The 25,942-nt window shown below is 46.3% G+C and carries 19 protein-coding genes and 2 pseudogenes; 5 read left to right on the plus strand and 16 right to left on the minus strand.

The genetic code is table 11. The features are described from left to right. Nucleotides 1–366: a cupin domain-containing protein gene (locus tag N7386_RS16115; RefSeq protein ID WP_126511731.1), complete on the plus strand. Its 366-nt coding sequence runs from the start codon at nucleotides 1–3 to the stop codon at nucleotides 364–366. A 185-nt stretch (nucleotides 367–551) separates the two neighbouring features. Beyond that, nucleotides 552–1,274, plus strand: a complete 723-nt coding sequence (locus tag N7386_RS16120) for a TorF family putative porin (RefSeq protein WP_086903095.1) — start codon at nucleotides 552–554, stop codon at nucleotides 1,272–1,274. A 64-nt stretch (nucleotides 1,275–1,338) separates the two neighbouring features. Here the strand turns inward: N7386_RS16120 and N7386_RS16125 are convergent. The 10 genes and pseudogenes from N7386_RS16125 to N7386_RS16170 all read right to left on the minus strand — a co-directional run. After that, nucleotides 1,339–1,617: pseudogene (locus N7386_RS16125) on the minus strand (glucose/galactose MFS transporter); the annotation flags it as partial. A gap of 55 nt (nucleotides 1,618–1,672) precedes the next feature. Then, the gene (locus N7386_RS16130) at nucleotides 1,673–2,590 is read right to left on the minus strand and encodes an IS5-like element ISSpu16 family transposase (protein WP_014610914.1); all 918 of its coding nucleotides are present in this window, start codon (nucleotides 2,588–2,590) and stop codon (nucleotides 1,673–1,675) included. Nucleotides 2,591–2,671: 81 nt separating this feature from the next. Continuing rightward, a pseudogene (locus N7386_RS16135) lies at nucleotides 2,672–3,700 on the minus strand (MFS transporter); the annotation flags it as partial. A 339-nt stretch (nucleotides 3,701–4,039) separates the two neighbouring features. Beyond that, nucleotides 4,040–5,227, minus strand: a complete 1,188-nt coding sequence (locus N7386_RS16140; RefSeq protein WP_279769678.1) for a DUF5009 domain-containing protein — start codon at nucleotides 5,225–5,227, stop codon at nucleotides 4,040–4,042. 139 nt (nucleotides 5,228–5,366) lie between these two features. After that, nucleotides 5,367–6,503: an N-acetylglucosamine-6-phosphate deacetylase gene (nagA, locus tag N7386_RS16145; protein WP_279769680.1), complete on the minus strand. Its 1,137-nt coding sequence runs from the start codon at nucleotides 6,501–6,503 to the stop codon at nucleotides 5,367–5,369. Nucleotides 6,504–6,546: 43 nt separating this feature from the next. After that, nucleotides 6,547–7,545 (minus strand): SIS domain-containing protein, encoded by a 999-nt coding sequence (locus N7386_RS16150; protein WP_279769682.1) that lies wholly within the window; start codon nucleotides 7,543–7,545, stop codon nucleotides 6,547–6,549. Nucleotides 7,546–7,603: 58 nt separating this feature from the next. Then, on the minus strand, nucleotides 7,604–8,512 hold the full coding sequence (locus tag N7386_RS16155; protein ID WP_279769684.1) for a BadF/BadG/BcrA/BcrD ATPase family protein: 909 nt from the start codon (nucleotides 8,510–8,512) through the stop codon (nucleotides 7,604–7,606). 223 nt (nucleotides 8,513–8,735) lie between these two features. Next, nucleotides 8,736–11,426: a family 20 glycosylhydrolase gene (locus tag N7386_RS16160; RefSeq protein ID WP_279769685.1), complete on the minus strand. Its 2,691-nt coding sequence runs from the start codon at nucleotides 11,424–11,426 to the stop codon at nucleotides 8,736–8,738. Between the two features lie 28 nt (nucleotides 11,427–11,454). Beyond that, nucleotides 11,455–12,942, minus strand: coding sequence for a methyl-accepting chemotaxis protein (locus N7386_RS16165; RefSeq protein ID WP_086903089.1), 1,488 nt, complete (start codon nucleotides 12,940–12,942; stop codon nucleotides 11,455–11,457). After that, a complete protein-coding gene (locus N7386_RS16170) occupies nucleotides 12,942–13,928 on the minus strand; it encodes a transporter substrate-binding domain-containing protein (RefSeq protein ID WP_279769687.1) in 987 nt (328 codons plus the stop codon). The genes N7386_RS16165 and N7386_RS16170 overlap by 1 nt, the downstream gene beginning before the upstream one ends. Before the next feature lie 490 nt (nucleotides 13,929–14,418). On the opposite strand from N7386_RS16170, the gene N7386_RS16175 reads away from it, so the two are divergent. Continuing rightward, entirely contained in the window at nucleotides 14,419–15,327 is a 909-nt protein-coding gene (locus N7386_RS16175) for a sulfite exporter TauE/SafE family protein (RefSeq protein ID WP_279769688.1), read from the plus strand. Between the two features lie 18 nt (nucleotides 15,328–15,345). Here N7386_RS16175 and N7386_RS16180 read toward each other — a convergent pair whose 3' ends face one another. The 3 genes from N7386_RS16180 to N7386_RS16190 form a co-directional block, all read right to left on the minus strand. Continuing rightward, nucleotides 15,346–16,035 (minus strand): SapC family protein, encoded by a 690-nt coding sequence (locus tag N7386_RS16180; protein WP_126511736.1) that lies wholly within the window; start codon nucleotides 16,033–16,035, stop codon nucleotides 15,346–15,348. Nucleotides 16,036–16,071: 36 nt separating this feature from the next. Next, entirely contained in the window at nucleotides 16,072–17,595 is a 1,524-nt protein-coding gene (locus N7386_RS16185) for a tryptophan halogenase family protein (protein WP_126511737.1), read from the minus strand. Between the two features lie 96 nt (nucleotides 17,596–17,691). Then, on the minus strand, nucleotides 17,692–20,316 hold the full coding sequence (locus tag N7386_RS16190) for a TonB-dependent receptor (RefSeq protein ID WP_086903084.1): 2,625 nt from the start codon (nucleotides 20,314–20,316) through the stop codon (nucleotides 17,692–17,694). A gap of 426 nt (nucleotides 20,317–20,742) precedes the next feature. On the opposite strand from N7386_RS16190, the gene N7386_RS16195 reads away from it, so the two are divergent. Continuing rightward, a complete protein-coding gene (locus N7386_RS16195) occupies nucleotides 20,743–21,759 on the plus strand; it encodes a LacI family DNA-binding transcriptional regulator (protein ID WP_086903855.1) in 1,017 nt (338 codons plus the stop codon). Nucleotides 21,760–21,819: 60 nt separating this feature from the next. On the opposite strand, the gene N7386_RS16200 is transcribed toward N7386_RS16195, so the two are convergent. Together N7386_RS16200 and glnB are read right to left on the minus strand one after the other, a co-directional pair. Further along, entirely contained in the window at nucleotides 21,820–23,109 is a 1,290-nt protein-coding gene (locus N7386_RS16200) for an NAD(P)/FAD-dependent oxidoreductase (RefSeq protein WP_086903854.1), read from the minus strand. Between the two features lie 192 nt (nucleotides 23,110–23,301). Next, a complete protein-coding gene (gene glnB, locus N7386_RS16205; protein WP_011073353.1) occupies nucleotides 23,302–23,640 on the minus strand; it encodes a nitrogen regulatory protein P-II in 339 nt (112 codons plus the stop codon). Nucleotides 23,641–23,882: 242 nt separating this feature from the next. On the opposite strand from glnB, the gene N7386_RS16210 reads away from it, so the two are divergent. Further along, entirely contained in the window at nucleotides 23,883–24,362 is a 480-nt protein-coding gene (locus N7386_RS16210; protein ID WP_279769693.1) for a GspH/FimT family pseudopilin, read from the plus strand. On the opposite strand, the gene N7386_RS16215 is transcribed toward N7386_RS16210, so the two are convergent. Next, nucleotides 24,316–25,871 (minus strand): IS3-like element ISSpu6 family transposase gene (locus N7386_RS16215; RefSeq protein WP_086937296.1). Its coding sequence is split into 2 segments (ribosomal slippage): nucleotides 24,316–25,409 and nucleotides 25,409–25,871, totalling 1,557 coding nucleotides; the frame shifts between segments, so codons are not numbered across the junction. The genes N7386_RS16210 and N7386_RS16215 overlap by 47 nt on opposite strands. Nucleotides 25,872–25,942 lie beyond the last annotated feature (71 nt).

The following is a 25,942-nucleotide window of genomic DNA, read 5'->3' on the forward strand; positions in this document are numbered from 1 at the left end:
ATGACAATGAGCATCACGTCGATCATTCGCTTTGCTAGCGCACAATCGCCGGTGGGAAGTTACCAAGTCGCTCCAGAAAAGCGCATCTCTGGTAATCCCACCCAGCAATTACAGAATCATTACTCTAGCCCCTGTAATCAATTCCACAGTGGAATTTGGCAAAGCGAATCAGGTGCTTGGAAAATCAACTACACTGAATACGAGTATTGCGAGATCCTCGAAGGGACCAGCATCATCACAGATCTTGAGGGGCAGTCACAAACCTTCACTGTCGGCGACCGATTTATTATTCCTGCGGGTTTTCAAGGGGTGTGGCAAGTCGTCACGCCCTGCCGCAAGGTTTATGTCATCTTCGAACAAAAGTGAGTTTCATAGGGGGTGCTTTTTACCTCGTTTAACCAAGCTAAAGCGATTTAGCTTAACTCGCCATGAGGTCACAGCTACGGGGTTTCCTGGGTTGTTGTTTGGCAAAGCAACGAATGTACTAGCCTGTTTTAAAAGCTAAAAGAACTTAGTACATCCGTGTCAACCAAGAAAATGGGAGAAATACCGTGAATAACAACCTAAATAAAAAGCGGCTGGCACAAGTTGTTGGGCTCGCGCTAACGACCAGTTTATTCTCCGGCATTGCCGCCGCAGAAGTGTCGGGGGAAATTGGCGTAACCAATGATTATCGCTTCCGTGGTATCTCGCAAACTGCGGGCGATCCTGCTGTTCAAGGTGGTGTCGATTGGAGTTTTGAGTCGGGATTTTCGGTCGGCGCTTGGGCCAGTAATGTCGACTTTGATGAGCCTGGTTACAACGGTCCAGATATCGAGTACGACTTCTATGTTGCCTACGGCGGTGACATCAATGATAACGTCAGTTACGACGTGACCCTCAACCGCTATAACTATTCGGGCGAGAGTGATCTCGGCTATTTCGAAGTCACTGCTGGCGTCGAGTTTAGCGGCTTTCGCGTAGCCTATTGGTACACCAATGATTACGGTGGCAGCGATTTAGATTATCACTACGGCGAAATCAATTACTCCTATGAGTTTGTTGAAAACTGGAACCTCGATCTGCATTACGGCTACAACGTAGGCGATGCCTTAGACGATGGTGAAGGCTTTGATAGCTATTCGGATTATTCCGTTGGCGTATCCACCGAATTTATGGGATTTGGCCTGTCACTCGCATGGCTTGGCACCGATTTGAGCGGCGATCAGAAAGTCTCTGACGGTGTGTGGAAAAACGATGATACCGTATTAGCAACAGTCAGCTACGCCTTCTAATTAATCCCCAGCAAATAGCAAAAAGCCCTCTGTTGAGGGCTTTTTTACATCGCGTGATAACCGATTACCAGTGACGCATCTTATGGCCTTTCACGGCATAGAAGAGAATAAACAGGTAGCAAGGTAACATCACCATATAACCGCCCTGCTGCCCCATATCGGTGGCCGAACTCGTGAGTCCCCAAAACAGTGGACCAAAAGCACCACCCGCAATCCCCATGATGAGTAATGCCGAACCTGTGCTGGTGAGCTTACCTAAACCCGACAGCGCCAGAGGCCACACCGCAGGCCAAACAATCGCATTGGCTAATCCTAAGAAGGCAATGAAGAGTAAGGTATCAGGGCGTTGTTGCCTAAATCAATCTTAGGTATGCCTTTTCCTAAAAGGGTTCCTGGTATTAATTGACCCTCTGGCGAATAGGCATACCCAGTCCTATGACTTTGTTCATCACTTTCACACCAGCCAGTGCCTCGCCGACTTGGCCGTTGTAGTCCCGCAGGCTCAATTTCGGGCTAATCAGTTGCTTGTAACGATACATAGCTGTTTCTGACAGGGAGCGTTGGTGATAGTCATTCTCTTGTTTCCATTGTTTGAGTTCATCACTTTTCAGAGCGCTGACGGCCTCGTTTCTGGGATGACCTTCTTCCCAATAACCTGCATTTTTTCGCGGCGGTATCGTAGGTTTACACCCTCTGCGTTTCAGCAGCTTATGACATTTTTTGGTGTCATAAGCACCGTCAGCTGACACTTGTTTTACCTTGCGCCTTAGTGGGTTTAATAACGTTGGGAGAACCTCACTATCTGCCACACTCTCTAAACTGACTTCGGCTGCGATGACTTCATGTGTGGCCGCATCTATCGCAAGGTGCAACTTACGCCAAGTTCGGCGTTTTTCCTTACCATGTTTACGCATTTTCCATTCACCTTCGCCATATACTTTCAGTCCTGTGGCATCGACAACTAAGTGAGCAATCGCGCCTCGGCAAGGGGGGCGGTAGTTAACTTTGACTGTCTTTGCCCGCTTGCTGATGCAGCTGTAACCAGGTGAAGTTAATTGCAGACTCATCAAACTAAACACTGAGTTGAGAAAACCTTCTAGTGCTCGCAAGGGGAGATTAAACAAACCTTTGAGCATTAAGGCGGTTTCTATCGCCGTGTCACTGTATTGAAATCCCCGACCTCGACCACCATGGTGTTCAGTGTGACACCAGAGGTTGAGCGCCTGCTCGTCTATCCAAAAAGTCAGTGAGCCTCGGTTGGTCAACGCCTTGTTATATTCCGGCCAATTGGTAATGCGAGATTTAGATTTGCCCATCTGATAGCGGTTCCTGCGTGGTATTCACAGGATCTGATCGCATCTGAGACGGAAGGTTCATTCATTTAGGCAACAACGCCAGGTATCAGGCAAGGCCACACCGCCGAAAGGCACTAACAGCGTATTGGCAATCGCGTAGGAATTATTATCCCCAAACAGTATGGCTAAGGTCAGTAATAGCCCAAGAATCGCCGAAATCATCAGTGCCGTTGGCTGAGAGATAAAGCGAGGGATCAAGATAATGCCTAAAGTATAACCCAGCACCATACACACCATTGTATAGGAGGTCATCACGCCGTAATGCTCAACCCCGAGCGATAAGGCGAAGGTACCGATAGTATCGCCAGCAATCACCTCAACGGCCACGTACACAAATAGCGCGATAACCCCAAATGCGAGGTTAGGATGGGACAAAGCAGCCTTGATTTGGCCTTTATCTGTGTGCTCGGCCACTTCATCTTCATTAGATAATTCTGGTAGAGGCGATTTTTTAACAGCAAGCGCCAACACCCCAATAAAGATTGCCATACCGAGGTAAGGGAAAACCAAGCTGTTTGCCATTTCATCAATTTGCACTTGGGTTAACGTAGTGCCAATGCGGTCTTTAAAGCTATCTAGAATCAAAGCAGAGAAGACTAAGGGCGCAATCACCCCCGCACCTTTATTCAAAATGCCCATTACGCTGACGCGGGCCGCGGCAGACTCTTCAGGTCCAAGGCGAACCACGTAGGGGTTTACTGCCGTTTGTAGCAGGGTTTGGCCTGTGCCCATCACTAATTGCGCACATAAAAACAGGCCAAATATTTGGGTCTTAGCCGCAGGAATAAATAATAGGCCTGCGAGCATCATGATGCCCATCCCCAGTGCCATACCATTTTTATAACCGACTTTACGGATAACCCACGCCGAGGGCAGCGCGGTAAAAGTCACCGCAATGTAGAAAGAGAACAGGATTAATGAGGCTTGGAAGGGATTGAGTTGCAAAATTTGTTTTAAATAGGGCATCAAGGATCCATTCAACCAGGTTGCGAATCCGAGGATGAAAAAGAGTGCTGCCACTATCGCCATGGGGAGAAAACTGCTTTTCTGCTGGCTTTTATCGAGTGTCATTTCCATAAACCTGCTTCTTATAGTAATTAATTTTTAAGGTGATGGCGGGACTAAAAACCGCTGAGTATTCCGCACATCCGTATCGCAACTCGTCTGCAATGGCTAATGTTATCATCCAAACGCACCATTGTTTCAGTGATGTTAAAACAAACAACACAAAAAGACAACGCTGTCATTTGCGATTTAGCCCGCAAAATGGCCAGATTTGCCCCAAAATGAGCCATAAACACTCAGTTAACCGCTGATTTACAACCAAAGATGCTCTGCGCCCTTTGTTTGCTAGAAATAAAAAAGCCACAGAGATTAGTCTGTGGCTTGAGGGAAAATCAGATATCGACGTTAGATCCGCACAAAAATGTTGCGACGATACATCCAATACAGCACTAACCATTGAACGGTGAGCAAACCAATCACGGCCGCTAAGGGCTGAGCATTTTCTGGCAATGCCGCGATAACGCCACCGAACACACTCTGGGCGATATACTTCCAATCCACCAGACTGGACGCCAGATAAATAATGATGGCGTTAGTGCCTATCACCACAAAAATAAAGGCGAGCTTTTGCCATTTGAGCACATCCACTAGGGCATAAAACAGCGCTAACAACAGCATGCTCCAACCGCTAGTGACCAACACAAAAGAGCTTGTCCACAGCTCTTTATTGACGGGAATAACCCCATCCAGCAACCAGCCTAGGGCCAAACAAACACCACCGGCAACGCTCAATAGACCAACCTTAGCCCACTCCCCTTTTGGATGGGATTTCACAATAAAGTGACCGACAAACACACCCGCTAAGGCGTTGACTACGGCGGGCAGTGTCGATAACACGCCTTCAGGATCGGGCGTTCGTCCTTGATAACTCACTCCTGGCAATAAAAGGCTATCCACATAAGCATTGATTGACTCAGTGGGTGATAACACTCCAGCCTGTCCACCAGGAAACGGCAACCAGAGTTGCACCGCGCCATAAGCCACTAATATGCCCAAGGCCACCAGCACTTGGGTCCGTAAACTGGTATGCCACACCAGCAAGGCGGCAAAAAACCACGCAAAGGCAATTCGACCTAATACGCTGGCATAACGGACTTTTTCAGGATCGGCAGGCGCCCCCGTTCCCCAACCATGGTTGTAAAGAATGCCAAGCAACAACAGAAGAAACAGCCGTTTAATCCCGTGGCGATACACTGGCATGCGCTCATGCATAGGCAATTTATCTAAGCGTTTTGGCGATAATCCAAGGGCAACACCAGAGAGGAATATAAACAGCGGAAAAATCAAATCATAGAAGCGAAACCCATTCCACTCGCTATGGTGCATTTGGGTATCACCCCATTGCCAGCCAGCCCAGCCCGTCAAGATAAGCAAGGCGCCAAATAGGGCTTCGCCACCCAAAATCCAAAACATATCGAAGCCACGCAAGGCATCGAGGGACATCAACCGCGGTTTTGACTGACGCTTTTTCGCGGCAGCATCCTGAGCATTCACGCCCGTATTGGCGACAGATTCCGGTGCAGTCGTACTCATACCATTATCCTTTATTATTGTTATTTCACTTATTTTATAACTTTTGAGCAAAATGCAGACTGTACAATAAAAAAAACTTAGCCCCTGTCATCAAAATAAGACAAGGGCCAAGGTTAACGCTTTACTGACTCAACCCACACTAAGGGCGAACATAAACCGCATTTCCAGCAATATAGTTGGCCAGCACTTTATATTGATTATCCAGCAGCACTAAATCGGCACGCTGCCCTACTGCTAACCGACCTACGTTCTTGGCAATGCCAAGGAACTCGGCAGGATACAAAGATGCCATCCGCAAGGCCTCACCGAGCGATAAACCGAGCATCTTCACACTGTTCTCAACCGCTGTCGCCATGTCTAACACACAGCCTGCCAGCTCACCTGTCACTGCATTTAATCTATCGCCGACACGCAGTACCTGAGTACCAAACAGCTCAAAACTGGTTTCATCATCCATGCCCACTGGCGGCATAGCATCGGTCACCAACATCACTTTGCCACGGGGTTTAGCGCGCAGGGCGACCCTTGCTGCAGCGGGGTGCACATGGTGGCCATCGACAATCAAACCACACCAAGCGGTTTCGCTCTCAATCGCCGCGCCCACCACGCCAGGCTCTCGGGAACCTAAGGGTGACATAGCATTGTAGAGGTGAGTAAAGCCTGTTGCCCCCGCCGCTAAGGCTGCGACAACGGTATCGTAGTCCGCATTGGAGTGGCCTAAACACACTTTAACGCCAGACTCCACCAACAGGCGGATCACCTCAGGCGAGACATTTTCGGGCGCTAAGGTCACCACTCGAATACCTAAATCCTGACGGCAAAAAATCGCCAGTTCAGCCTCAGTGATCTCACGGATAAAACCTTGTGGATGCACGCCTTTTTTAGGTACCGAAAGATGCGGGCCTTCAAAATGAACGCCTAATACGCCTGCACTCTTTTGCGCGACCGCACTGGCAACCGCATCGGCAGCCTTGGCCATCACCTGCACATCATCGGTGATAAGCGTGGGTAAAAAGCCTGTGGTACCAAATCGAGCATGCGCCTTACCTATGGTTTCAATGCAAGCGACCGTTGGGCTGCTATTAAATAACGCGCCGCCACCGCCGTTAACTTGCACATCGATAAAACCTGGCACTAGGGTGCCTGGGTAGCGAATTTCCTTAGCACCCGATGTGGTGTCTAAGCTGGCGATCAGCCCATCTTCAATGGTGACAGGCACATCCCGATGGAAGGCTTCACCATCAAACAGTTGCTCGGCAATTAAGGTGAATTTCATCCCAAACCTCTTTTCAAATTAACGCGGCTACAACGGCCATCCATTACAGCGTTTGAGTGACTTTTTTCAGCCCTGCGGGTTGGTCTGGGTCAATACCACGGGCAATCGCGACTGAAGCCACGTCGATATAAAAACGTTGTAACAAGGCTAACGGCGCAACACGTGGGTGAATATCCGTCGACGTTTGATTCAAATGCACTAAATCGGCACCACGCTGACTCACATTTTCAATCTGTTCGATATGGCTAGCGTACGACTCATCGCCAATGCAGACATCCACAATCGTGAGTTTTTTCTCCACTAAGGTCACAGGACCATGGAGGAACTCAGCACTACTAAAGGCTTCGGCATGGATAGAACACACTTCTTTTAACTTAAGTGCGATTTCCTTAGACACGGCGTAACCTAAACCACGGCCTAACACGACTAAGTTTTTCACGTTTTCAACCGATGCTGGAGTCAACTGTGGCTCAGCATCGACCGCAGTTTGCAGTGCTTGAGGTAACGAGTTAACAGCAGCCGCGAGGGATTCGCTCTGCGTCCACGCCGAGGCTAATTGTAGAATCGCCGACAGAGTTGCAAGGTAGCTCTTTGTTGCGGCAACGGCTTTCTCTTCGCCAGCACGTAATGGCACTACCACATCGACGATATCCTTGATTGGTGCGGTTTCATCATTCACTAACGCCACACAAAACGCGCCTGCGTTTTTTGCCATACGTGCTTGGGCTAAAATATCAGGGCTGCGGCCAGATTGCGAAATCACAATCACTAATCCGCCTTCTAACTTCAAGGTTTTACCGTAAACGCTGGCCACAGATGGCGCGGCAGCAAAGGTGGGGACACCCGCTTCGATTTCAAAAAGATATTTAGCAAATACACCTGCATGGTCCGATGAACCACGGCCCACAATCATCACAAAACGGGGATCGAAAGCACGCAGTTTTTCACCTAACTGCTGCATTAAATCGGCGTTAGCGGCTAACTGACCCGCAATCTTCTGCGGCGCGGTGCGAGCTTCTTGCTCCATAATAGTGTTTGTCATGTTATTTACCTTACAAATCAATACGGGGATTGCTTTAGCACTGATGCGCTAAAACGGCTTATTCATTAATGTTAACTGAGTTAAATTGCTGTTGAGCGAAGTACATGGCCCCCATTTCTGGCGGCGCTAAGGTTTCAGAAATCTTGGCCACCACATCGCTGCCAAGCCATGCCTGTAGCGGTTCGGCAAGACCACCGATCATCGAGAATCGCACTGGATTGAGGCTAAACAGCTTGCGAGCCATTTCACTGATGTAATCGGCGCCTTCCTGCACAATCCCGCGAGCGACTTCATCACCCGCGTTGGCGCAATCGAGTACGCTTCTAGCCAATTCGGCATAGCAACTCGAAGACTTACCGGCGAGATGCTCGACTATGCCCAAGGCATCACTTACCCCAAAATGGTTTAACAGCATTTTGGTTAAGGCGGTCGGCGCGGCAAAACCATCGAGGGCGAGTAATACATGCTCGGCAGCTTTTAAGCCCAACCAAGCACCGCTGCCCTTATCGCCCAGCGCAAAACCGTGTCCGCCAATGCTTAAGCTGTCATCACCTACATGGGCATAACCGCAAGAACCTGTACCCGTAATGATCACCGCACCATCCGCGCCGCGGTGTGCACCGATACAAGCGGTATGAAGATCCGTAGTGACATACATGGCGGCAAACGGATGCTGCCAGCTGATCACATCCTGATACAGGCGCGGCACATTGACTCCAGCCAGTCCTAAGCCCGCGACAAGTAAATGGCTATCGGTTTCCTTCATGCCCGCATCCAGCAGAGCTTGGCGAGTCGATGCTTCAATAGATGCAAATGTTTGTGCAAGACCATGCAGCGGATTAGCGCGCCCAGCAACACCTGTCCCTAAAACGGTACCGTCCGCAGTATAGATAGTGGCTCGGCACTTACTGCCGCCCCCATCAACACCGATAAACAGTTGTTGATCTTTTGTCTGGACTAACCCCATGACACCCCTCTTCATCTCTTAATGCAGCGCTACCGTTGCTTATACTTATGCCGTTAATACGACACTCAACTTTAGTTAACTCAATGTTACAGTAGAAATGACAGCGTTGTCATTTACTTTTTGAAGCAATTTCTAATCAAATGTCAGGCGAAAGAAATGGCTGAAAGTGAAAAAGAAAAAGGCTGTATTTTTATTTTAAAATACAGCCAGATATAGTTTTTTATTAATTAACGACTAAGCTGCGGCCTTTACGTTTCCCATCGGCCGCGATGGCGCGGATCTCAACGGGGCCCGTTACCGCCTGCCCTGCTTGATAGGATTGCCATTGCCCACTCGCTTGTCGCCATTCAATCTTGAGTCCTGGATAAGCCACGTTGGCAAACAGTTTACCGTCGCGGATCTCGGCGCCGACGGTCGGCACTCGGTAATCGATACCCGCCTTATCGAGTTTGATAAACTCCTTATGCCCTAAGGTGTTAGCCATTTGCTGCCAAGATTGCGCCTGAGCCTCACGCATCGCAGCGGTGAAATGTCCCGTAGTTTGATTATACAAAGCGCCTTGATATTGATATGGCACTTCCCACGCGGCTTGATGCCAAGCACGCTCCGCCAGCATCAGTAAACGTGGGAAAATCATATATTCCACAGTGTTATCGCTACGGATGGTTTCACTCCAGAGCTGGCCCTGTAATCCGGCAAAGGCTTTACCTTGTTCCCTTGGACCGGATTGTTTGCCCTTCTCATCGGTTCTGGCCCTATCGTCGGCCTCAAAAGGCAGATTTTGAATGTCGGTCCACTGCTCCGCGTTTGCCACTAAGTTGTCCGGCATAAAGCTAAACACTTTGTGTGCGTTGGTTGCGCGGCTTGCCCAGTAGTAGCCATGCTCCTTAGGATCGGCTTCATAGGGGAAATCAAAGTACAGCACCTCAGGATTTGAGAGCACCACATCCCAGCCGTTGTTGACTTGCTGATTGGCATGCTCATAGCCTTTGTAGGCAATCACATCCCAAATGTTGGATTGGACTTTTGCAGGCATGTTGCTTGGGCGCACATGGCTCATACCATCGCTCCAACCAGCCGCTTCTATGCCTTTACTCGCGAGTTGATTCGAAATGCGCTCGATAAAGTACGCCCCTAAATCGTCGATGGATTTCACGCCTTTATCGTTATTAGCTACAAAGTCCAAACAGGCGGGCGATTGCTTCCACGCCCCTGCCGTTTCGTCGGCACCGATATGGTATCGAGTTAATGGCTGGCCCGCTGCTTGGTGTAATTTTGCAATTTCATCAATGACTTTATCGACAAACTGATAGGTCGACTCCATGCAAACGTTCAGGGTGTTATCGTTGTAATACTGCACCGAAGAATACACTGTGGTGTCCGCCGCATCCGACAACAGATAAGTTTTCGCTTCCTCAGCTTTACCTTCAGCCACTAGCTTACGGTAACGCGCCTCCATCGATTTTATCGCCGCGCGGCTATGGCCTGGCATGTCCATGGAAGGGATCACTTGAATTTGGCGCGCATCGGCATATTTAACGATGTCGATATAGTCTTGTTTGCTATAGAAACCGTTGACGGGCACATCCGCAAAAGGCCCGCTGCCAAGCTGCGGTAACAGACAGGTATTTTCCTCAAGATCGTGGCAACGCTTACTGCCGATGTCGGTCAGTTCCGGCAGGCCATCGATCTCTAGGCGCCAACCTTCATCGTCGGCCATATGTAGGTGCAATTTGTTGAGCTTGTATGCCGCCATTTGATCCAGCAGGTCAAAGATCAACGCCTTGCTATGGAAGTTACGGGCCACGTCGATATGCATGCCGCGGAACGGATACCTTGGGCTATCCTCAATCGTCATGGCATTTACGCGCAGATCCTGCACATCAATCAGACTGGCAAGCGACGATAACGCATAGGAAAACCCAGCAGCATCGGCAGCGGCAATCTCAATCGCATCCGCTTTAATATCCAGCAGATAGCTGCCCTCAGCGCCTTGACGCCAGTTTAGCTTTACCGCCAAACCTTGTTCAGACTCATTAACACCTAAGCGTGCTAAGCGGGAAAGTGCCGCCGCCAATTGTTCAGGATCCAAAGCCTGTTTCGCGGCAGATGCGTTGGCGACCGAGCCGAAATCCAGTTTAATACCAGAGGTCAGTGACACGGCTTTATCTTGGCTGTGGATAGCGACTTTTTGTGGCGTCGGAATAATGGTATTGACCGCTAAGTTGGCATCTTCACTGACGTGTTGATTATTACTAAATAACTGTGCAGGTGTGGCTGGCGCTAATTTGTCCGCATCGGTTCGGCGATACTGCTTCACCATATCGGTGTACGCCTCAACATAGGGACGCACTTCCATCCCCGTTTCAGAATCTTGCTTTACTTGCGTGCTGGCGATCACTACTGGCGATAAATCGCCTGCAATTATGTAATAGTTGGGCATGGCATCGGTTTCTGAGAGCTGCCACAACTCACCACGGAACCTTAGAGTCTTTTTCTCGCCCTTGCTAAAACCGCTAAATGCCTCGGTGGGCGCGATACGATACAGATCGCCCTTGATATGCGTAATACTAAACTCTTTGCTTTCAATGGCTTGAACTGGGCGCATTTGGCTAAAATAAATCGCCCAATCACGGCTCTTAAGCTCAACCTCTGGGACAAAATCGATTTCAGCAACAAAACAGCGACCTTCGGCGGCGGCTTTGTCGCAGTTATCGTCGGGCCTGTTAGTCAGCACGCGATAACTCACGCCCAAGGTATCCCCAAACTGCTGCAATTGCGCTTGGGTTAATTGGCTGGGCTTAGCTTGCTCGGCAGTACTTGAGCTAGGCACCGCATTGGTTTTAGGCGCATCGCTACAGGCCGTTAAGCCCAGAGCCAATAAAATCGCGGTGGCGGCAATCGTTTTATTCATGATATTCCTTTTCTAGCTTCAGAAATGGCTACAATCTGAAGGAAGTTACTAACGTCCGCAGTCTTTCCCCTTGGTGAAACAGTCGCTCACTCGATTGTGCTAAGTGCTCACTATCGAGGGAGGCTGAACCTGAGACATTGGCAAGATCATTTAATGTACGAGAAATCGCTTCGGTGACGCAGGTTTGCTCCTGCGCCGCATGGGAAACTTCGATATTCATATTACTGATATTGGAAACTAAATCAGTCACTTTAGACAGCACTAGCTTAATTTCTTCCGAACGGTTGACACCTTGATTGGAGAGAGTCTGGCTCGATTGCATCACATTCACGGTTTCGGCAACTCGGCTCTGCACCTGTTGGATCATTTTTTGGATTTCACCCGTCGCCTGTTGGGTGCGGCTCGCTAATGAGCGCACTTCATCGGCAACAACGGCAAAACCACGCCCCTGCTCACCCGCTCTGGCGGCTTCAATGGCGGCATTTAGGGCGAGTAGATTAGTCTGTTCGGCAATGCTGTTGATCACCACCACGACTTCATCGATGCGTTGAGTTTCCTGTTGTAGCTGCGATACCGATTGTGCAGAACGCGCTAATTCCCCCGCTAATTGACGGGTAATGGCTAAGCCCGAGTCAAACTGACGCTGGCCATCGTCGACCGCTCTATCGGCTTGGGTTGCCGCATCGGCAGTTCGTTTTGCATTGATGGCCACTTCGTTGGCACTGGCACTCAATTGAGTCACGGCCGTGACCGCAGCTTCGGTTTCTTTAAGCTGAGCCTGCACCCTTTGATTGTTGCTTTGCGACAGCGTACCCAGCGCCTTAGCATCGCCCAATAGCAGGCCCGAGGTTTCATGCACTCTGGTAATAGTGCCATGAATTTGCTCGACGAAACCGTTGAAAGCATTGGCAAGTTTGCCGATTTCATCTTCGCTCTCCACGGGTAATCTGTGGCTTAAATCGCCATCACCATTGGCGATTTCTTCTAACGCGGCGACGACCTTATCTAAGGGACTAATCACTAAGCGTTTGAGAATGATGAAAATCACTAACAGACTTCCCGCTAAAATCAGCAGCGCCTGTAAAAAGTACCCCAGCAGTAAGTCGGATAATTGCGCCTTAACCGGCAAAGTCGAGAAGGCAATGGTTAAACGCCCAGTCGGATTACCTTGGTCACTGAACTGTAACTCTCTTGTTTGTAGGTCGCTTGCGGCAACGGCCTCGGTTTGTTTGTCTTCGGCGAGCAATTTACCCCGATGATCCACAACGGTGATTTGATAGATTTGCTCAGACTTTAACATGACAGACAACACTGCACGGATCTGCTCGTAATCGTAGGTAAAAATCGGCTGCGCCATGGTGACTTGAAGATTAGCAACGGTATTGTCTTCAAAGGCCATTTCGTTGCTGGTCAAGCTATCGCTCGCCAACCAATAGGACACCCCAAACAGCACGCTGACTATCATAAATATCGCAGCTGCTAACCCAATTTGTACTTTTAAGGCTAATGTTTTCATTATTTTGCACCTTGCATACTAAATAGATCTAACCACAACTCTTGGCGTTCAATGGGGGTTAAAGGACTTAAATCGGGCGTATCGAGACGAATAATGACGCGCTGCTCAAACTGGGCATCACGGTAGAGCTTGTCTATCTTAAGCTCACGATTAAACATCTCATCGAAGCTGCCGTCGCTTATCATATTTTCGAGTCCGGCTAAGATTGCTGCCGCTAACTCGGGACGTTTGGGGGAGACAAAAAAATATGCCGGCGAGCGATATTGCAGCAGGATATGAGTATCGATTTTCAGCGCGGGATCGGGGTGGCTTGCGAGTTCATCGCCAATTTCCTGTGCGCCGAGGGCGAGGTAATCGAATCGGCCCCCCTCTAACATCGGATACAGGTTGGTGTATTGATAGCTAGTCACGACAGGCAAACCATTGGCTTCTAGGATGCTGGCATCGGGCCAATAGCGGTTTTGCCCTGCTTTTAATCGCTTAAAATCCGCCAGCGTTTTTACATTGGCAAATCTAGCCTCATCCGTTTTGCGGATAATTAACAGGCGGTTACCGAGTAATCCCTTAAACAAAGGGATACGAACCGGGAGCACGGTTTCCTCAAGCTCCTTCGAAGTCATGCTCCAAAAAACATCGACAGTACCAGCCAACGCTTCTTCGACCTTACGTTTTTGGTTCATCTGCGTCGACATTTGTTCGACCTGATAGGACTGACCAGAGCGGCGCAGCGCCTCTTTGAGGAGATTAAACTGCCACTGCTGTTGGATTGTGGTCACTATCTTGATGGGAACGAGATTATTTACCGTAGAACTGCCTGCACTAGCGGCATTGGTAAGCGTAAACGACGCCGACTCCACGGCGGCTATCGCGGTGAAACTAAAAGCGCAAACCATAACGCTCGCCCAAAGTCCAATGATGGGCATCAGCAAACGCTTAGCAAAAGTAGTTACTACGCTGCCAAGCAGTGTAGCAATATGAATAACCATGAATCGCAGCCTCTTTTTTATGACTGGAATATCCAGCGAGTTTTATTTTTTAATGCCGCTAACTTGTCTGCTTATCCTAAGCAAGGTCGCTCTACCTAAAAAAATGGCTGGGCACTGCTTACAGTACCCAGCCAACGCTAGTTTCTGGGGAGAGACTATCAAAATATTAAAGACAAACGTATCGCCGCCCGACCAGCAATACTTCTGCCAAGTACATGAATAAGGAGACCTCATCCTCTTCATGCAGACCTTACAAAACAACGAATCACACAAGCAGATGACAGCGTTGTCATTGATTAAATTACACAAGAAAGAACAGGTTTTCTACATTTTTTTGACATTTATCGGTATTTTTTTAGTCAAAATACTTTTAACCATTAAATATCAATAAATTATGTTTTAACTTTTTATTTCCACACCAGTGTGACAACGCTGTCTTTGACTGATAACATGCATGCAACAACTCACCCACTCCACTCAATAACTCGAAATGCTGTCAAATGGCCTTATCTTCAAACGTAGACATATTAACCTCGGTCAATATTATCGACCGATAGCAATCGTCCTTGTGCTATTGAGTGCATGGCTATGTTGGTTAGTCCAATTTCATCAACCCATTGAGTTAATAAAACAATACGGTCAATTTGTGTTTTTGGGGATAACGGGAGCCATCTTTGCAAACGCCACGGGAGCGGGAGGTGGAGTGATCTTTATTCCGGTGTTCTCTAGTTTAAATTTCAGTGAAGTTCAGAGTGTCTCCACGTCATTTATGATCCAATGCTTTGGTATGACGGCAGGGGCGATTTCATGGTCAGGCTACTATCGACGACACCATCACCATGACAAAACCTGGTCAGGCTTTATTCCAAGCATTTTATTAGCGGCAACCAGCTCAGTGCTTGGCCTTTGGAGCAGTCAGTTATGGCAATTGAACTCACCCTCCTCACTGCATACCAGCTTTAGTCTTTTTTCCATCCTATTAGGGATAGCGATCATTATCAGTAGCCAGCGCCGTACCCTTCAAAGCCATCGCCTCAACGCCCTAGACTATTGCTGGCTAGCAGTAATTGGTTATTTGGGTGGGATCATCACCGCTTGGTTATCGGTTGGCGTGGGCGAGCTGCTAGTGATCTACCTGATGTTACGGGGAGTGTGTGCCAAGATGGCCGTTGCCATCGGAGTGGTGGTATCGGCGATCACCGTCTGGTCGGCAAGTCCGATACATGTGTTTGCAAGTAGCAGTCATGCCCTATTCGAACTGGTACTGTTTGCAGGCCCTGGTGCAATTATCGGTGGTTTATTAGCGCGAAAACTGGCGCTAATTCTCCCAGTCAAAACCTTAAAGCTGTTTTTCTCAAGTTGGATTATCTTGACTGGGAGTGTCATGCTCGCAAACTAAAATGGAAAGCCCGCTATCTTATTTATCCATCACTAAATCAATTAAACTTAATGAGCAAAGATGCGCATAAATGGCTGAATAGAAACCCCGTTTCGCGAAATTCAGCAAAGTCGCATCATCAAGCTGCTGTAATTTAGGCTCATCAATCGTATAGATCCCGTCGATGTTGGTTTTCGTACCATCCAGCGCCGTAACTGTAAGTGTTCTTGGTTGTAATAACTCGTGCTCCAACAATACTTTGATAAAGTACTTTGTCATATCTTGGTAGCTAGCTTGTAAACCCGCGAGTTCGAGCTTCTTGGACAAGTAGTCCGTTTTCTCACCAGTCTCAGTAAATAATCGGTGAGTTTCATTTTCAGCCACGGATGAGTTGTTAATGTCGATGCCTAAGATAATCTTTTCCTCATCGACATGGGTCATGCCTAATGGATACAACTGCACTTGAATAGGTAAGTATCGTGATTGCCACTGCCCATTTTTTAGCAGCTTATTGGTATTCGGTTTTAGCGCGGTAATCGCGATAGAAACAAACTCGCCAGTTTGGTTATTCTTTGTAAATACAATAGGAAAGCTTGTCGCAGCCGACATAAACTCTTGCACTTGCAGTGGTAGCATATGCACAGTTTCAAAGTAGCTGTAATCGACCTTATCACCAATAGCCAAATTCTTATGACTCGAGTCATTTAAAGGTACAAATTGTGTTTTCATTATATTTTTCCTTTTTACCCATTAAATTTAAAACGATTAAATAGATTGCAAACCATAGGTACAGATTTTATCGAGCAATTCCCTATGCTCAGGCAAACCATCTAGCATCTGTTGTTTTACCTTCGACATTTTGTTCATATACATGTTCAAAGAGGCCTGTGTTGCCGATGAGCCACCACGCAAATTAGTCTGATATTTCATGCCATAAAGCACGTATAAATAATTGTCTAAGTTAAACACTTCAAACTTAGATGGAAAATCTTCAGCAATAGGACTATAGGATTTCCATAGTTCGAGTCGTTGCCTTAATCCTTCGGGAATAGTCTCTGAAGCCTGATTATCTAACCAAAATGATGAGTCAGTTCTATCCGATAAACAGTAATGCAGTTTGGCAAATTCAACGACCCGCTCCCATGCGTAGCCCACGGTATCATTAAATCGCTTTGCTAAATAATCAACATCATCTGTATGCACTGGAAAACGTTCTGCCAGAAAACGTGCAGAGAAATCCGTTAACAATATGGATGTCGCTTCAATCGGCTCTAAAAAGCCTTGAGCTAACCCTAAAGCTACACAGTTTTTTACCCAAAACTGTTGACGATGGCCCACTGTCATTGGAATTTTACGATGGGGAACATCGGCAAGTTTGCCACCGAGATATTGGTCAAACTTTCGCTCTGCCTCTGACTGCGCCATATGAGCAGACGAATAGACAAATCCCGTGCCTCGGCGCTGGGTCAATGCGATATCCCAAATCCAACCTGCTCGATGGGCCGTTGCTTGAGTATAAGGAGGGATGATATCCGTAGGTTGCGTTGGGATTTGCGCGACTAACGCAGTATCAATAAACAGTTGATGCGCTTTACTGATAAATGGCACTTTTAGTGCCTTAGCTAACAAAATAGATTCAAAGCCACTGCAATCAATATAGAAATCGAAAGAGAGAGTCCCTTGCTCGGTCTGCAAAGATGAAATTGCACCATCATCGCCTAAACGAACATCCTGCACAGTGGCAAAAATGTGCTCAACGTTGAATTTCTCAATCGCATTTTTAGCCAGTAATTTGGCAAATTTTGCCGCATTTAGATGATAGGCATAGCCTAACACTCCGGCATATTCGGGTGTTGTGATTAGCTTTGGCGCTTTTGCAGCCTCACAAACAAGATGCTGGGGAGAAACATAATCTGCAAAATCGCCTTGTTTCTCGGCCAACCAAGCAGAAACAGTATCTACACTTTGTAAATTGATGATATCAAATAGATGGTGGTAGAAATTATCCTTACCATGTCGAACTTTATCTAACCAATTTACAAATTTAATTGACTGCTTAAATGTCACATCGCATGAGCGAATAAACTCTGATTCACTGATCCCAAAACTCTGTAGTGATTTCCGAATGGACGGTACAGTACCTTCACCAACTCCGATGATAGGAATATCAGGAGATTCAATCAGCGTGATAGATAGCTCAGAGCGCCCCTGCAACACTCGCCCTAAATGATTCGCCGCTAACCAACCTGAAGTCCCGCCCCCTATAATGGCTATTTTTCTGATTGTCATAACGCGCCTCTAAAATTGCGTAAGCTGAGTTTATTGTTGGTGTTTTTGATAATAAAAAGCCTAGCGATTGCTAGGCTTTTTCGTCACTGAATTGAATTAGAAGCGCAGTGCTACACCAAGTTTGTAGCGAGCTTCACCATCGAAGCTCCACACTGGGTAGTTATCTTTAAACTCACTGATAACGCCTTCAGCATCAACAGGTGATACACCTTTCTGAATGCTATCTTCTTCAAGTAAGTTAACCACTTCAAATGTCACAGATAAGTAATCAGTTACATCATAGTTAGCACTTAAATCTAACGTGCCGTAAGCTTGGTGCTCGCGGTTACCATAGAAGCCTGGTAATTCGCGCATCATATACTCAGAACGCCAGTTATAAGCTACACGAGCTGAGAAATCATCGATTTCATAGTAACCCACTAAGTTAACAGTATGCTTAGATGAGTCTGAGAACACCCCTACACGGTCCGCATAGTTTTCAGCTGGAGATGAAGCATCTGCAAAGGTGTAGTTAGCTGAGTAACCAAAACCATTGTCAAATGAATCTTGCAACTGCAACTCAATACCATCGATAGAACCACCGTTAGCATTGTAGTTTTCACTCACGGTCCAGCAGTCGTAGATGCCTGCACCACAAGAACTGCCACCTTGAGCAACTAAGTTAGGATCATCAATACCAATCTGTTGGTTCAGCTTTTCTCTTGTCGAAATGAAAGAGTTAACATCTTTAATGAAGTAAGTAACAGCAAATAATCCTTCACCGCTGAAGTACCATTCTAAGCTCAGATCAGCCTGAGAGGCTTTGAACGGCTGCAAATTCACGCTACCAGTCACTTTCTTCTCGTTGCCTGGCGTACCATCGTTGAAACCTGGTAACTTAGACGTCGCGAAGAGATCCGCATAGTTAGGACGAGAAATAACTTGCGCAGCTGATGCTCTTAAAATTAAGTCACTTGCCAAGTCAAACGCAATGTTCATGCTTGGTAATACATCGTGATAGCTTGCCTTATCAGTACTTAAATCATCAGCATAAGTACCAGTTTGGCTAAACGCGTAGTAGTCAGACTCAACATCGGTAGAGATATATCTTAAACCGAAGTTACCACGCACACCTTCACCGGCAAAAGTAGCCATAGTGTACAGGGCTAAGTTTTTCTCTTGCAGTGTACCGTAACCAGACTTATCTAAAGTAAAGCCATCGATAGCACCATAAGCATCTCTGATCATATTGTCAAAAATTGGCTTAGGTAAGGTAAAACCAGCGCCAGATGACATAGTGCCAGAGTAATATTCAGAGGCATCTTTTGCGACGATATTAGATGATTGTGCAGCTTCAGTCGTTTGAGTTACATCGTGGTCTGCATAGCTAATACCTGATTTAATAGAGGTAATAACGCCAAATTCAACTGGAACAGTGATATCGAAGGTCGCAAATGATTCTTCGTCTGTGTTAGGTTGTTTTTTCAGCGCCCAGCCAGCAGTTTCCAATTGACCGTTGAAGTCACCCGCATCAAATGAGTTGTTTGCAATGTTGATGTCAATCACATCACCAGTTGCATCGTAAGTCCCTGCGAAATCTTCTGGTTTACCAATTGATTGACCGTAGTTAGAAGTAAGATCGGTACCACCTTCAGCTTTAGTTTTACCGATGCGGCCTTCTAACTTATAGTTTTCAGCCTGATAAGCGAAATCTAAATCCACAGTGTCTGATGACATACTTGCTTTACGAGCCCATGTTTGTGCCCAAGCAAATCCGCCTTTATCTGTGTGTTCAACTAATGTACATACGCCTGCGGCATTTTTCTTAAGACAAGTATTCTCACCTTGCTGGGTTGGGAATAAGAAAATTGACGTGTTAGCGTTGTTAGCATCGAGCTGTAAGCTCATTAAATTCAGACCGAATTCCAGGTTATCAGTTGGTCTGTATTGGAATGCAGCATTTAAAGCTGTGCGCTCACGGTCTTGCTGGAAAGTAGTAGGAACAATTTCCCCCCAACCTAACAGAGTTTCAATACCGTTACGTTGATATTGTGTTTGATCCAAAGAACCAGCCACTAGGAAACCAAACTTCTCATCTTCCGTTTTCCAGCTGTACAAACCTGAAGTTTGTGGATCAATTTCTTCTGAAACGGTTCCGTAATCCCCTTTCGCACTCAGGAAGACTGAGTTTGCTTCCAAATCTAAAGGTTTACGAGTTTTAACAATTACAGTACCGCCGATACCACCTTCAGCGATATCAGCCTGAGATGATTTGTAAACTTGAATACCACCAACCATTTCTGGCGGCAGTAAGCTGTAGTTAAAGCTACGGTCGATAGCTTGTTGGTCAAACCAACCAGTCGAAGCAACTGAATGGCCGTTCAGTAACGTGCTCGTTAATTGGCTTGAAGCGCCACGAATAGAAACTTGTTGTCCTTGACCAAACTGACGGTTTACAGCAACGCCAGGAATACGACCTAAGGACTCCCCTACGTCACCATCAGGGAATTTACCGATATCTTCAGCAGTCACAGCATCAACGACAGAATCAGAAAAACGTTTGTCGTTAACAGAAGCTTTCATCGAAGCTCTCATACCACGAACTTCAATTTTCTCAATATTTTCAGCAGCAGCTGCAGTGGCTTCAGCTTCTGCAGCAACAGCTCCGATTGAAACAGCGCTGCCGAGTAGGATAGCAATGTTTGTAGCTAGTACACTTTTCTTAAAGGATGATGGTCGCATCTCGTTTCCCTTCCATAACTTTATTATCGTTTTAGTATTCATAACCATTCCGATGGAATGACAACGCTGTCATGTCTAGTGCAAACATTACACAATAATTAACAGCCTTGCCACAACAAAATAACTCTGGACGAAAAAAAATGTCATAAAGCGAAGTGTTGAGAAGTAAAAAACCAATATATTCAAGTAAAAATAATCACTTAGATATTTCGATGTAAAATTACAACTTATAACCGAGTGTTAACAGTTGAAAAATGCCTCAGTTTGTAACAATTCAGCATTGCTATACGCGGTAAATGCTCGCACTATAAGAAGCATAATAAAAAGCAAGCTGACAACGCTGTCGGCTTGTAAATTGCGCCTAAAGGATTTAGGTTCATCAATTAGCTAGCCCTTCGCACATTTGAATAAAGAGTTTGTAGATCAATGAAAGTCACTATCAACGACGTCGCTAAATATGCTGGAGTGTCAATCAAGACAGTTTCCCGCGTAACCAATAACGAACCTTCGGTAAAACAAGCCACGGTTGATAAAGTGAACGAGGCCATCAAAGCATTAAACTACCAGCCCAATCTCGCAGCCAGAAACCTTGCTGGCACAAAATCCTATGCCATTGGTTTTATTTATGATAATCCCAACGCTTATTACATTATTGATATGCAAAACGGGATTTTGTCGGCCTGTAAAGATAAAGGCTATGAACTGGTTATTCATCCTTGTAATGCCAAATCTGACACCATTTGTGATGAACTGACTCAACTCGTGAAACATTCGCGGCTGGCAGGTTTAGTATTAACACCGCCCCTTTCTGAAGATCCTAAAGTTCTTAAAGCCTTAAGTGATATTGACGCCAACTATGTGCGCATTATTGCCGGCGAAGGTGATAAAGAGCAGGATGGACTGACGATTTTAGTCAATGACAAATTTGGTGCGGTAGAAATTACTCAGCATTTGATCGACTTAGGCCATAAAGAAATTGCCTTTTTAAGTGGCGATTTACACCACGAGTCTACCAAAGAGCGGTTACTTGGTTATAAACAAGCATTAACAAAAAATCGCCTGCTTCTGAATGAAGATTACATAATTGAAGGAAAATACTCATTTGAGTCTGGCGTTGAAGGGGCTAACACGCTGATCAAACAGAAGAACCGCCCAACAGCGATTGTTGCCTGTAACGACGAAATTGCAGCAGGGGCACTTTTTGCAGCTCGTTTAGCAGGGCTAGATATCCCTGGCGATCTATCCATTGTCGGCTTCGAAGACAGCCCATTCTCACGCCAAACTTGGCCAAAACTAACAACAGTGCATCAACCTAACGCTGAAATTGCCCAAGTGGCAACAGAGCTGTTAATCGCGAAACGCCGTGAACAAGATGCCAAGTTTGCAAAAACATTTACGCCAGAGCCTGTGATCCGAGACTCTTCTGCCTCTCCCAAACATTAATTTTCAGCCCTACAAGGCTAAAACAAAACAGAGAGCCAAGGCTCTCTGTTTTGTTTTCAGTTAATGCAATTTCAGCTTTGGCCTTTGCCATTTCAGTAACTTTTGCGCAATGCGATAAATAATTGCGGAGAACCAGCCATATAGGCTCGCTAAGTGTCTTTGGTATAACGAAATATACATGACCCTTGCGATATGACCTTCCACGAAGAAAGTCCCAGAACGCAAATTCCCCATTAGATTACCGACCGCAGAAAAACGACTTAAAGACACCAGAGAACCATAGTCTTTATACACAAAAGGTTTTTCCGCCTTCCCTTGTAAACGATTCACAATATTCTCATACAAGGTATCCGCCATTTGTGCTGCCGCTTGAGCGCGAGGGGGCACAGGTTGGCCGGACTCCAAAATTAATAGAGCGCAATCCCCAAGCGCATAAATGTCTTGATGGCCTTTAACTCGCATACAAGCATCAACTTCCACTTGATTGCGTGGCGTAATGGGTAACTTAGAGAAGTTTTGAAACGCTTTTGGACCTTTCACACCAGCCGCCCACACTTTAAGTCCCGCTTCGATAACGTCACCATCCTGTGTAATAAAGCCATCGCGGGTGACTTCTTTAACCTGCACCCCGATATGCAAACGGATGCCAATTTTATCCAATACCGCTTGAGCTCTTGCGCTCACTCGTTCGGGTAACTGTGGGAGAATTTTTGGTGACGCTTCAATAAGATGCACATCAAGATGATTCTTAGAGATATTGAGGTAGCCATACTCTTTCACCGATTCAATGACATGGTGAAGCTCTGCGGCTAATTCGACACCGGTGGCGCCAGCACCAACAATACCTATACTGACTTTCTCTTGTGTTTCATTGAGTTGCAGTAATGCATCTAATAATTTTTGATGGAATAAGTTAGCGTTATCTAAACTATCAAGGAAAATACAATGCTTCTCAGCACCTAGGGTATTAAAGCTATTAGAGACCCCGCCTAAGGCTAGTACTAAGTAATCGTATTCAATTTGACGGGGCTCAAGCAGCAATTCACCAGAGTCACTATAAACCGCAGCAAGTTGGATGGTTTTGGCATCAGGTTCACATTGCTCAATTTCGCCACGAATGTAGCGATAGCCATTCTTAAGACCATGATCTCGATACAACAATCCCTCTATAGACTGGTCAATAACCCCAACAGCTACTTCGTGTAATTTTGGCTTCCAAATATGGATTGGGCTTTTATCAATTAAGCAAACATCGACGACATCACTACCGCCCATCTTGCGGCCTAATTTAGAGGCTAGCGCTAAACCTGCCGCCCCACCACCTACTATCACGATTCGTTTCGTAGCCAAAATAACAACCTCAACAAGCCTATTTAAGTGGCTAAGTTATACCATGGAACAGATAAGAGATAACTACTTTAGTCTAACTAAAGAGGCTATTTTGCATTAAAGATATTTCAGGAACAGAAAGACTTAGTCACATCGAACATAAATTTTAAGCAACAAAAAAGGGCCTAATGGCCCTCTCTTTAAACGGATAAATCACACCGCTTCTTCGTTTTCTTCACCGGTACGAATGCGGATAACGCGCTCTACATCGGTTACGAAAATCTTACCATCGCCGATTTTACCGGTACGAGCTGTTTCCACAATAACATCAATCGCTTGGTCGACTAAATCATCTTGAATCACGAGTTCAATTTTAACTTTAGGTAAAAAGTCGACCATATACTCCGCACCGCGGTAAAGCTCGGTGTGCCCTTTTTGACGGCCAAAACCTTTAACCTCCAGCACTGTCATCCCGGTGATACCTATCTCAGCAAGTGACTCGCGTACATCATCCAATTTAAAAGGCTTAATAATCGCTTCAACTTTTTTCATCAAACATTCCTTAGCACTTGCTTACAGAGAATCAATAGAATGCCATTAGCTTACACGGGGTTAAGTGATTATTGAAGTATAGGCGGTGCTTTCCTCATAAAACACAGTTTCTATAAAACGATTCTTAGTACGTAAAAATCTATAAAAAACACTACGACCTCATTGCCGCCTTCCTATACTTAGACTTTAGTAAAAGGCTCCACACGTTCGCAGGATGCGACCCCTAAAACAAAGGAACTGTTATGAAAGCACAACAACTTGGTTTTAGCTTGATTGAACTTGTCACAACACTATCCATCTCCACACTACTCCTTAGCATTGGTGTTCCGACATTTACTGATATTAAAGACAGTATTAGAGCGGATTCAAATATTAAGACAATTCAGCAAACACTTGTATTTGCACGTAATACCGCTATCAACTACGGATATAGAGTAACGGTTTGCCCCTTAATTGACGGTCAATGTCATGAAGACTGGCAAAAAGGCATTTCAGTTTTTACGGACTCAGGTACTGCAGAAACACTCGATTTAAATGACAAAGTGATAATGACTCTAGATGAGTTTGATAGCCAAGATTTTATAAAATATAACCGTAGTTCTGTTAAGTTTCAGCCAGATGGACTTGCATCGGGGGCGGTGTTTTTCAAGATAGTTGTCACTCTTTGTTTAAATATTAAGCTGCATTTATTACGCCTTCTTCTGGTGCCTTATCTGGGTTGAGTGTTACAGCGCCAACCGCTTCACAATTTCTGATCTCTGTAGACCAACGCATCGGTTTTCTTTCCTTCGCCGCCTCAAGCACTTTCTTGCGCTTCGCTAAAATAGCGCCATCTTGCAGTGCATGACGTTGCCCTGGTGAGACAAAATTTAGCTGGCTGTGTTTATGCTCATCGTTGTACCAGGTTACAAACTTTTCCACCCATTCTCTTGCTGTTGCTAAGCAGCTAAAACCTGATGCCGGCCACTGTGGGCGGTATTTCAACGTTTTAAATAACGACTCTGAAAAGGGGTTGTCATTACTCACCCGCGGCCGACTTAATGATGCCGTAATACCAAGCTCTTCCAGCTTGGCTTTCATGGTCAGTGACTTCATCGGCGCCCCATTATCAGAATGCAGCACTAATGGCGTGTTAAAGCATTGCTCGCGTAACAGACAGCGTTGGATTAGCGCAGCGGCATATTCCCCACTTTCTTGCTCATGAACTTCGTAACCCACTATTTTTCTACTGTAAATATCTTCAAACAGGTACAAATAGTAGAACTGGCCTTTGACGATTGAGGCTAAATAAGTGATGTCCCATGACCACACTTGATTCGGCCCATCTGCCCGATAACTCAACGGTTTGCTTCGATTGACCGCAGCCTGAGTGCGGCCACGATGGTTAAGTTGACCATGAGCATTTAACACTCTGTAGAAGCTGGATTCCGAGGCGATATAAATCCCGTTATCTAATAATGTTGGCACAATTTGCGACGGGGGTAAGCTGGCGTACTCCGCTTGATTGCACACACTTAATATCTGTTGTCGCTCATGTTCTTCGAGTTTATTTGCTGGCTCTGGTCGAGCTGCTGTTGGCCTTAAATCAGCTTGCACTTGACCTTCTCGATACCAACGTCGATAGGTACGCTTACTGAGGCCCGTTTCAGCACAAGCCTTATAAAGGCGAGCACCATTGGTATAGGCCTCTTGGATTAAGGCAATCAATGCTATGCGCTCAGGCAAGGGGGTTAGCTCTCCTCGCTGTCGTCCCCCCAGAGCGCATTGAGCTTTTTTCTGAGCACCAGTAACGCAGCAGCTTCAGCCAGCGCTTTCTCCTTATAGCGCAATTCCCGTTGCAGCGATTTGATTTCGGCTTTGTCAGCCTTAGCCTGCTGTTTAATGGTTTTAGTTTGTACTTCTGAGGTTTGAAAACCAGCTAAACAATCCTGTTTCCACTGCTGTACTTGCTCGCGGAACAAGCCCTTTTCACGGCAATACTGGTTTATCTCCGCTTCCGACAGCGGCGCTGTTTCAATAATCACGGCAAGTTTTGCTTCAGCCGACCAATCATCGGCTGTTAATGTTTTACCTGGCACGGGGCGACCTTCTTTTCTGGCAATATCTCGCCAATGATACAAGGTTTGCACCGCGATGCCTTCTTCCCGAGCGACCTCTGCGACCGTTAAGTTGTGAGGAGGTAATAATTTTTTAAGGATCGCTTCTTTACGTTCTGGTGAATACCGAGCCATATCGTTCTCTTTTGCCGCACCCTGTCTTTAAACATAATGATTATTTAGGGGTGACAACAATCCTGACACAG

The sequence above is a fragment of the Shewanella sp. GD04112 genome, assembly GCF_029835735.1.
Lineage (GTDB): Bacteria > Pseudomonadota > Gammaproteobacteria > Enterobacterales > Shewanellaceae > Shewanella.

What these genes read in the sequence shown, in the direction of transcription:
- N7386_RS16115 (WP_126511731.1), top strand. Translation starts at nt 1, where the DNA reads ATGACAATGAGCATCACGTCGATCATTCGCTTTGCTAGCGCACAATCG.
- N7386_RS16130 (WP_014610914.1), bottom strand. Translation starts at nt 2,590, where the DNA reads ATGGGCAAATCTAAATCTCGCATTACCAATTGGCCGGAATATAACAAG.
- N7386_RS16140 (WP_279769678.1), bottom strand. Translation starts at nt 5,227, where the DNA reads ATGAGTACGACTGCACCGGAATCTGTCGCCAATACGGGCGTGAATGCT.
- nagA (WP_279769680.1), bottom strand. Translation starts at nt 6,503, where the DNA reads ATGAAATTCACCTTAATTGCCGAGCAACTGTTTGATGGTGAAGCCTTC.
- N7386_RS16150 (WP_279769682.1), bottom strand. Translation starts at nt 7,545, where the DNA reads ATGACAAACACTATTATGGAGCAAGAAGCTCGCACCGCGCCGCAGAAG.
- N7386_RS16155 (WP_279769684.1), bottom strand. Translation starts at nt 8,512, where the DNA reads ATGGGGTTAGTCCAGACAAAAGATCAACAACTGTTTATCGGTGTTGAT.
- N7386_RS16160 (WP_279769685.1), bottom strand. Translation starts at nt 11,426, where the DNA reads ATGAATAAAACGATTGCCGCCACCGCGATTTTATTGGCTCTGGGCTTA.
- N7386_RS16165 (WP_086903089.1), bottom strand. Translation starts at nt 12,942, where the DNA reads ATGAAAACATTAGCCTTAAAAGTACAAATTGGGTTAGCAGCTGCGATA.
- N7386_RS16170 (WP_279769687.1), bottom strand. Translation starts at nt 13,928, where the DNA reads ATGGTTATTCATATTGCTACACTGCTTGGCAGCGTAGTAACTACTTTT.
- N7386_RS16175 (WP_279769688.1), top strand. Translation starts at nt 14,419, where the DNA reads ATGCTGTCAAATGGCCTTATCTTCAAACGTAGACATATTAACCTCGGT.
- N7386_RS16180 (WP_126511736.1), bottom strand. Translation starts at nt 16,035, where the DNA reads ATGAAAACACAATTTGTACCTTTAAATGACTCGAGTCATAAGAATTTG.
- N7386_RS16185 (WP_126511737.1), bottom strand. Translation starts at nt 17,595, where the DNA reads ATGACAATCAGAAAAATAGCCATTATAGGGGGCGGGACTTCAGGTTGG.
- N7386_RS16190 (WP_086903084.1), bottom strand. Translation starts at nt 20,316, where the DNA reads ATGCGACCATCATCCTTTAAGAAAAGTGTACTAGCTACAAACATTGCT.
- N7386_RS16195 (WP_086903855.1), top strand. Translation starts at nt 20,743, where the DNA reads ATGAAAGTCACTATCAACGACGTCGCTAAATATGCTGGAGTGTCAATC.
- glnB (WP_011073353.1), bottom strand. Translation starts at nt 23,640, where the DNA reads ATGAAAAAAGTTGAAGCGATTATTAAGCCTTTTAAATTGGATGATGTA.
- N7386_RS16210 (WP_279769693.1), top strand. Translation starts at nt 23,883, where the DNA reads ATGAAAGCACAACAACTTGGTTTTAGCTTGATTGAACTTGTCACAACA.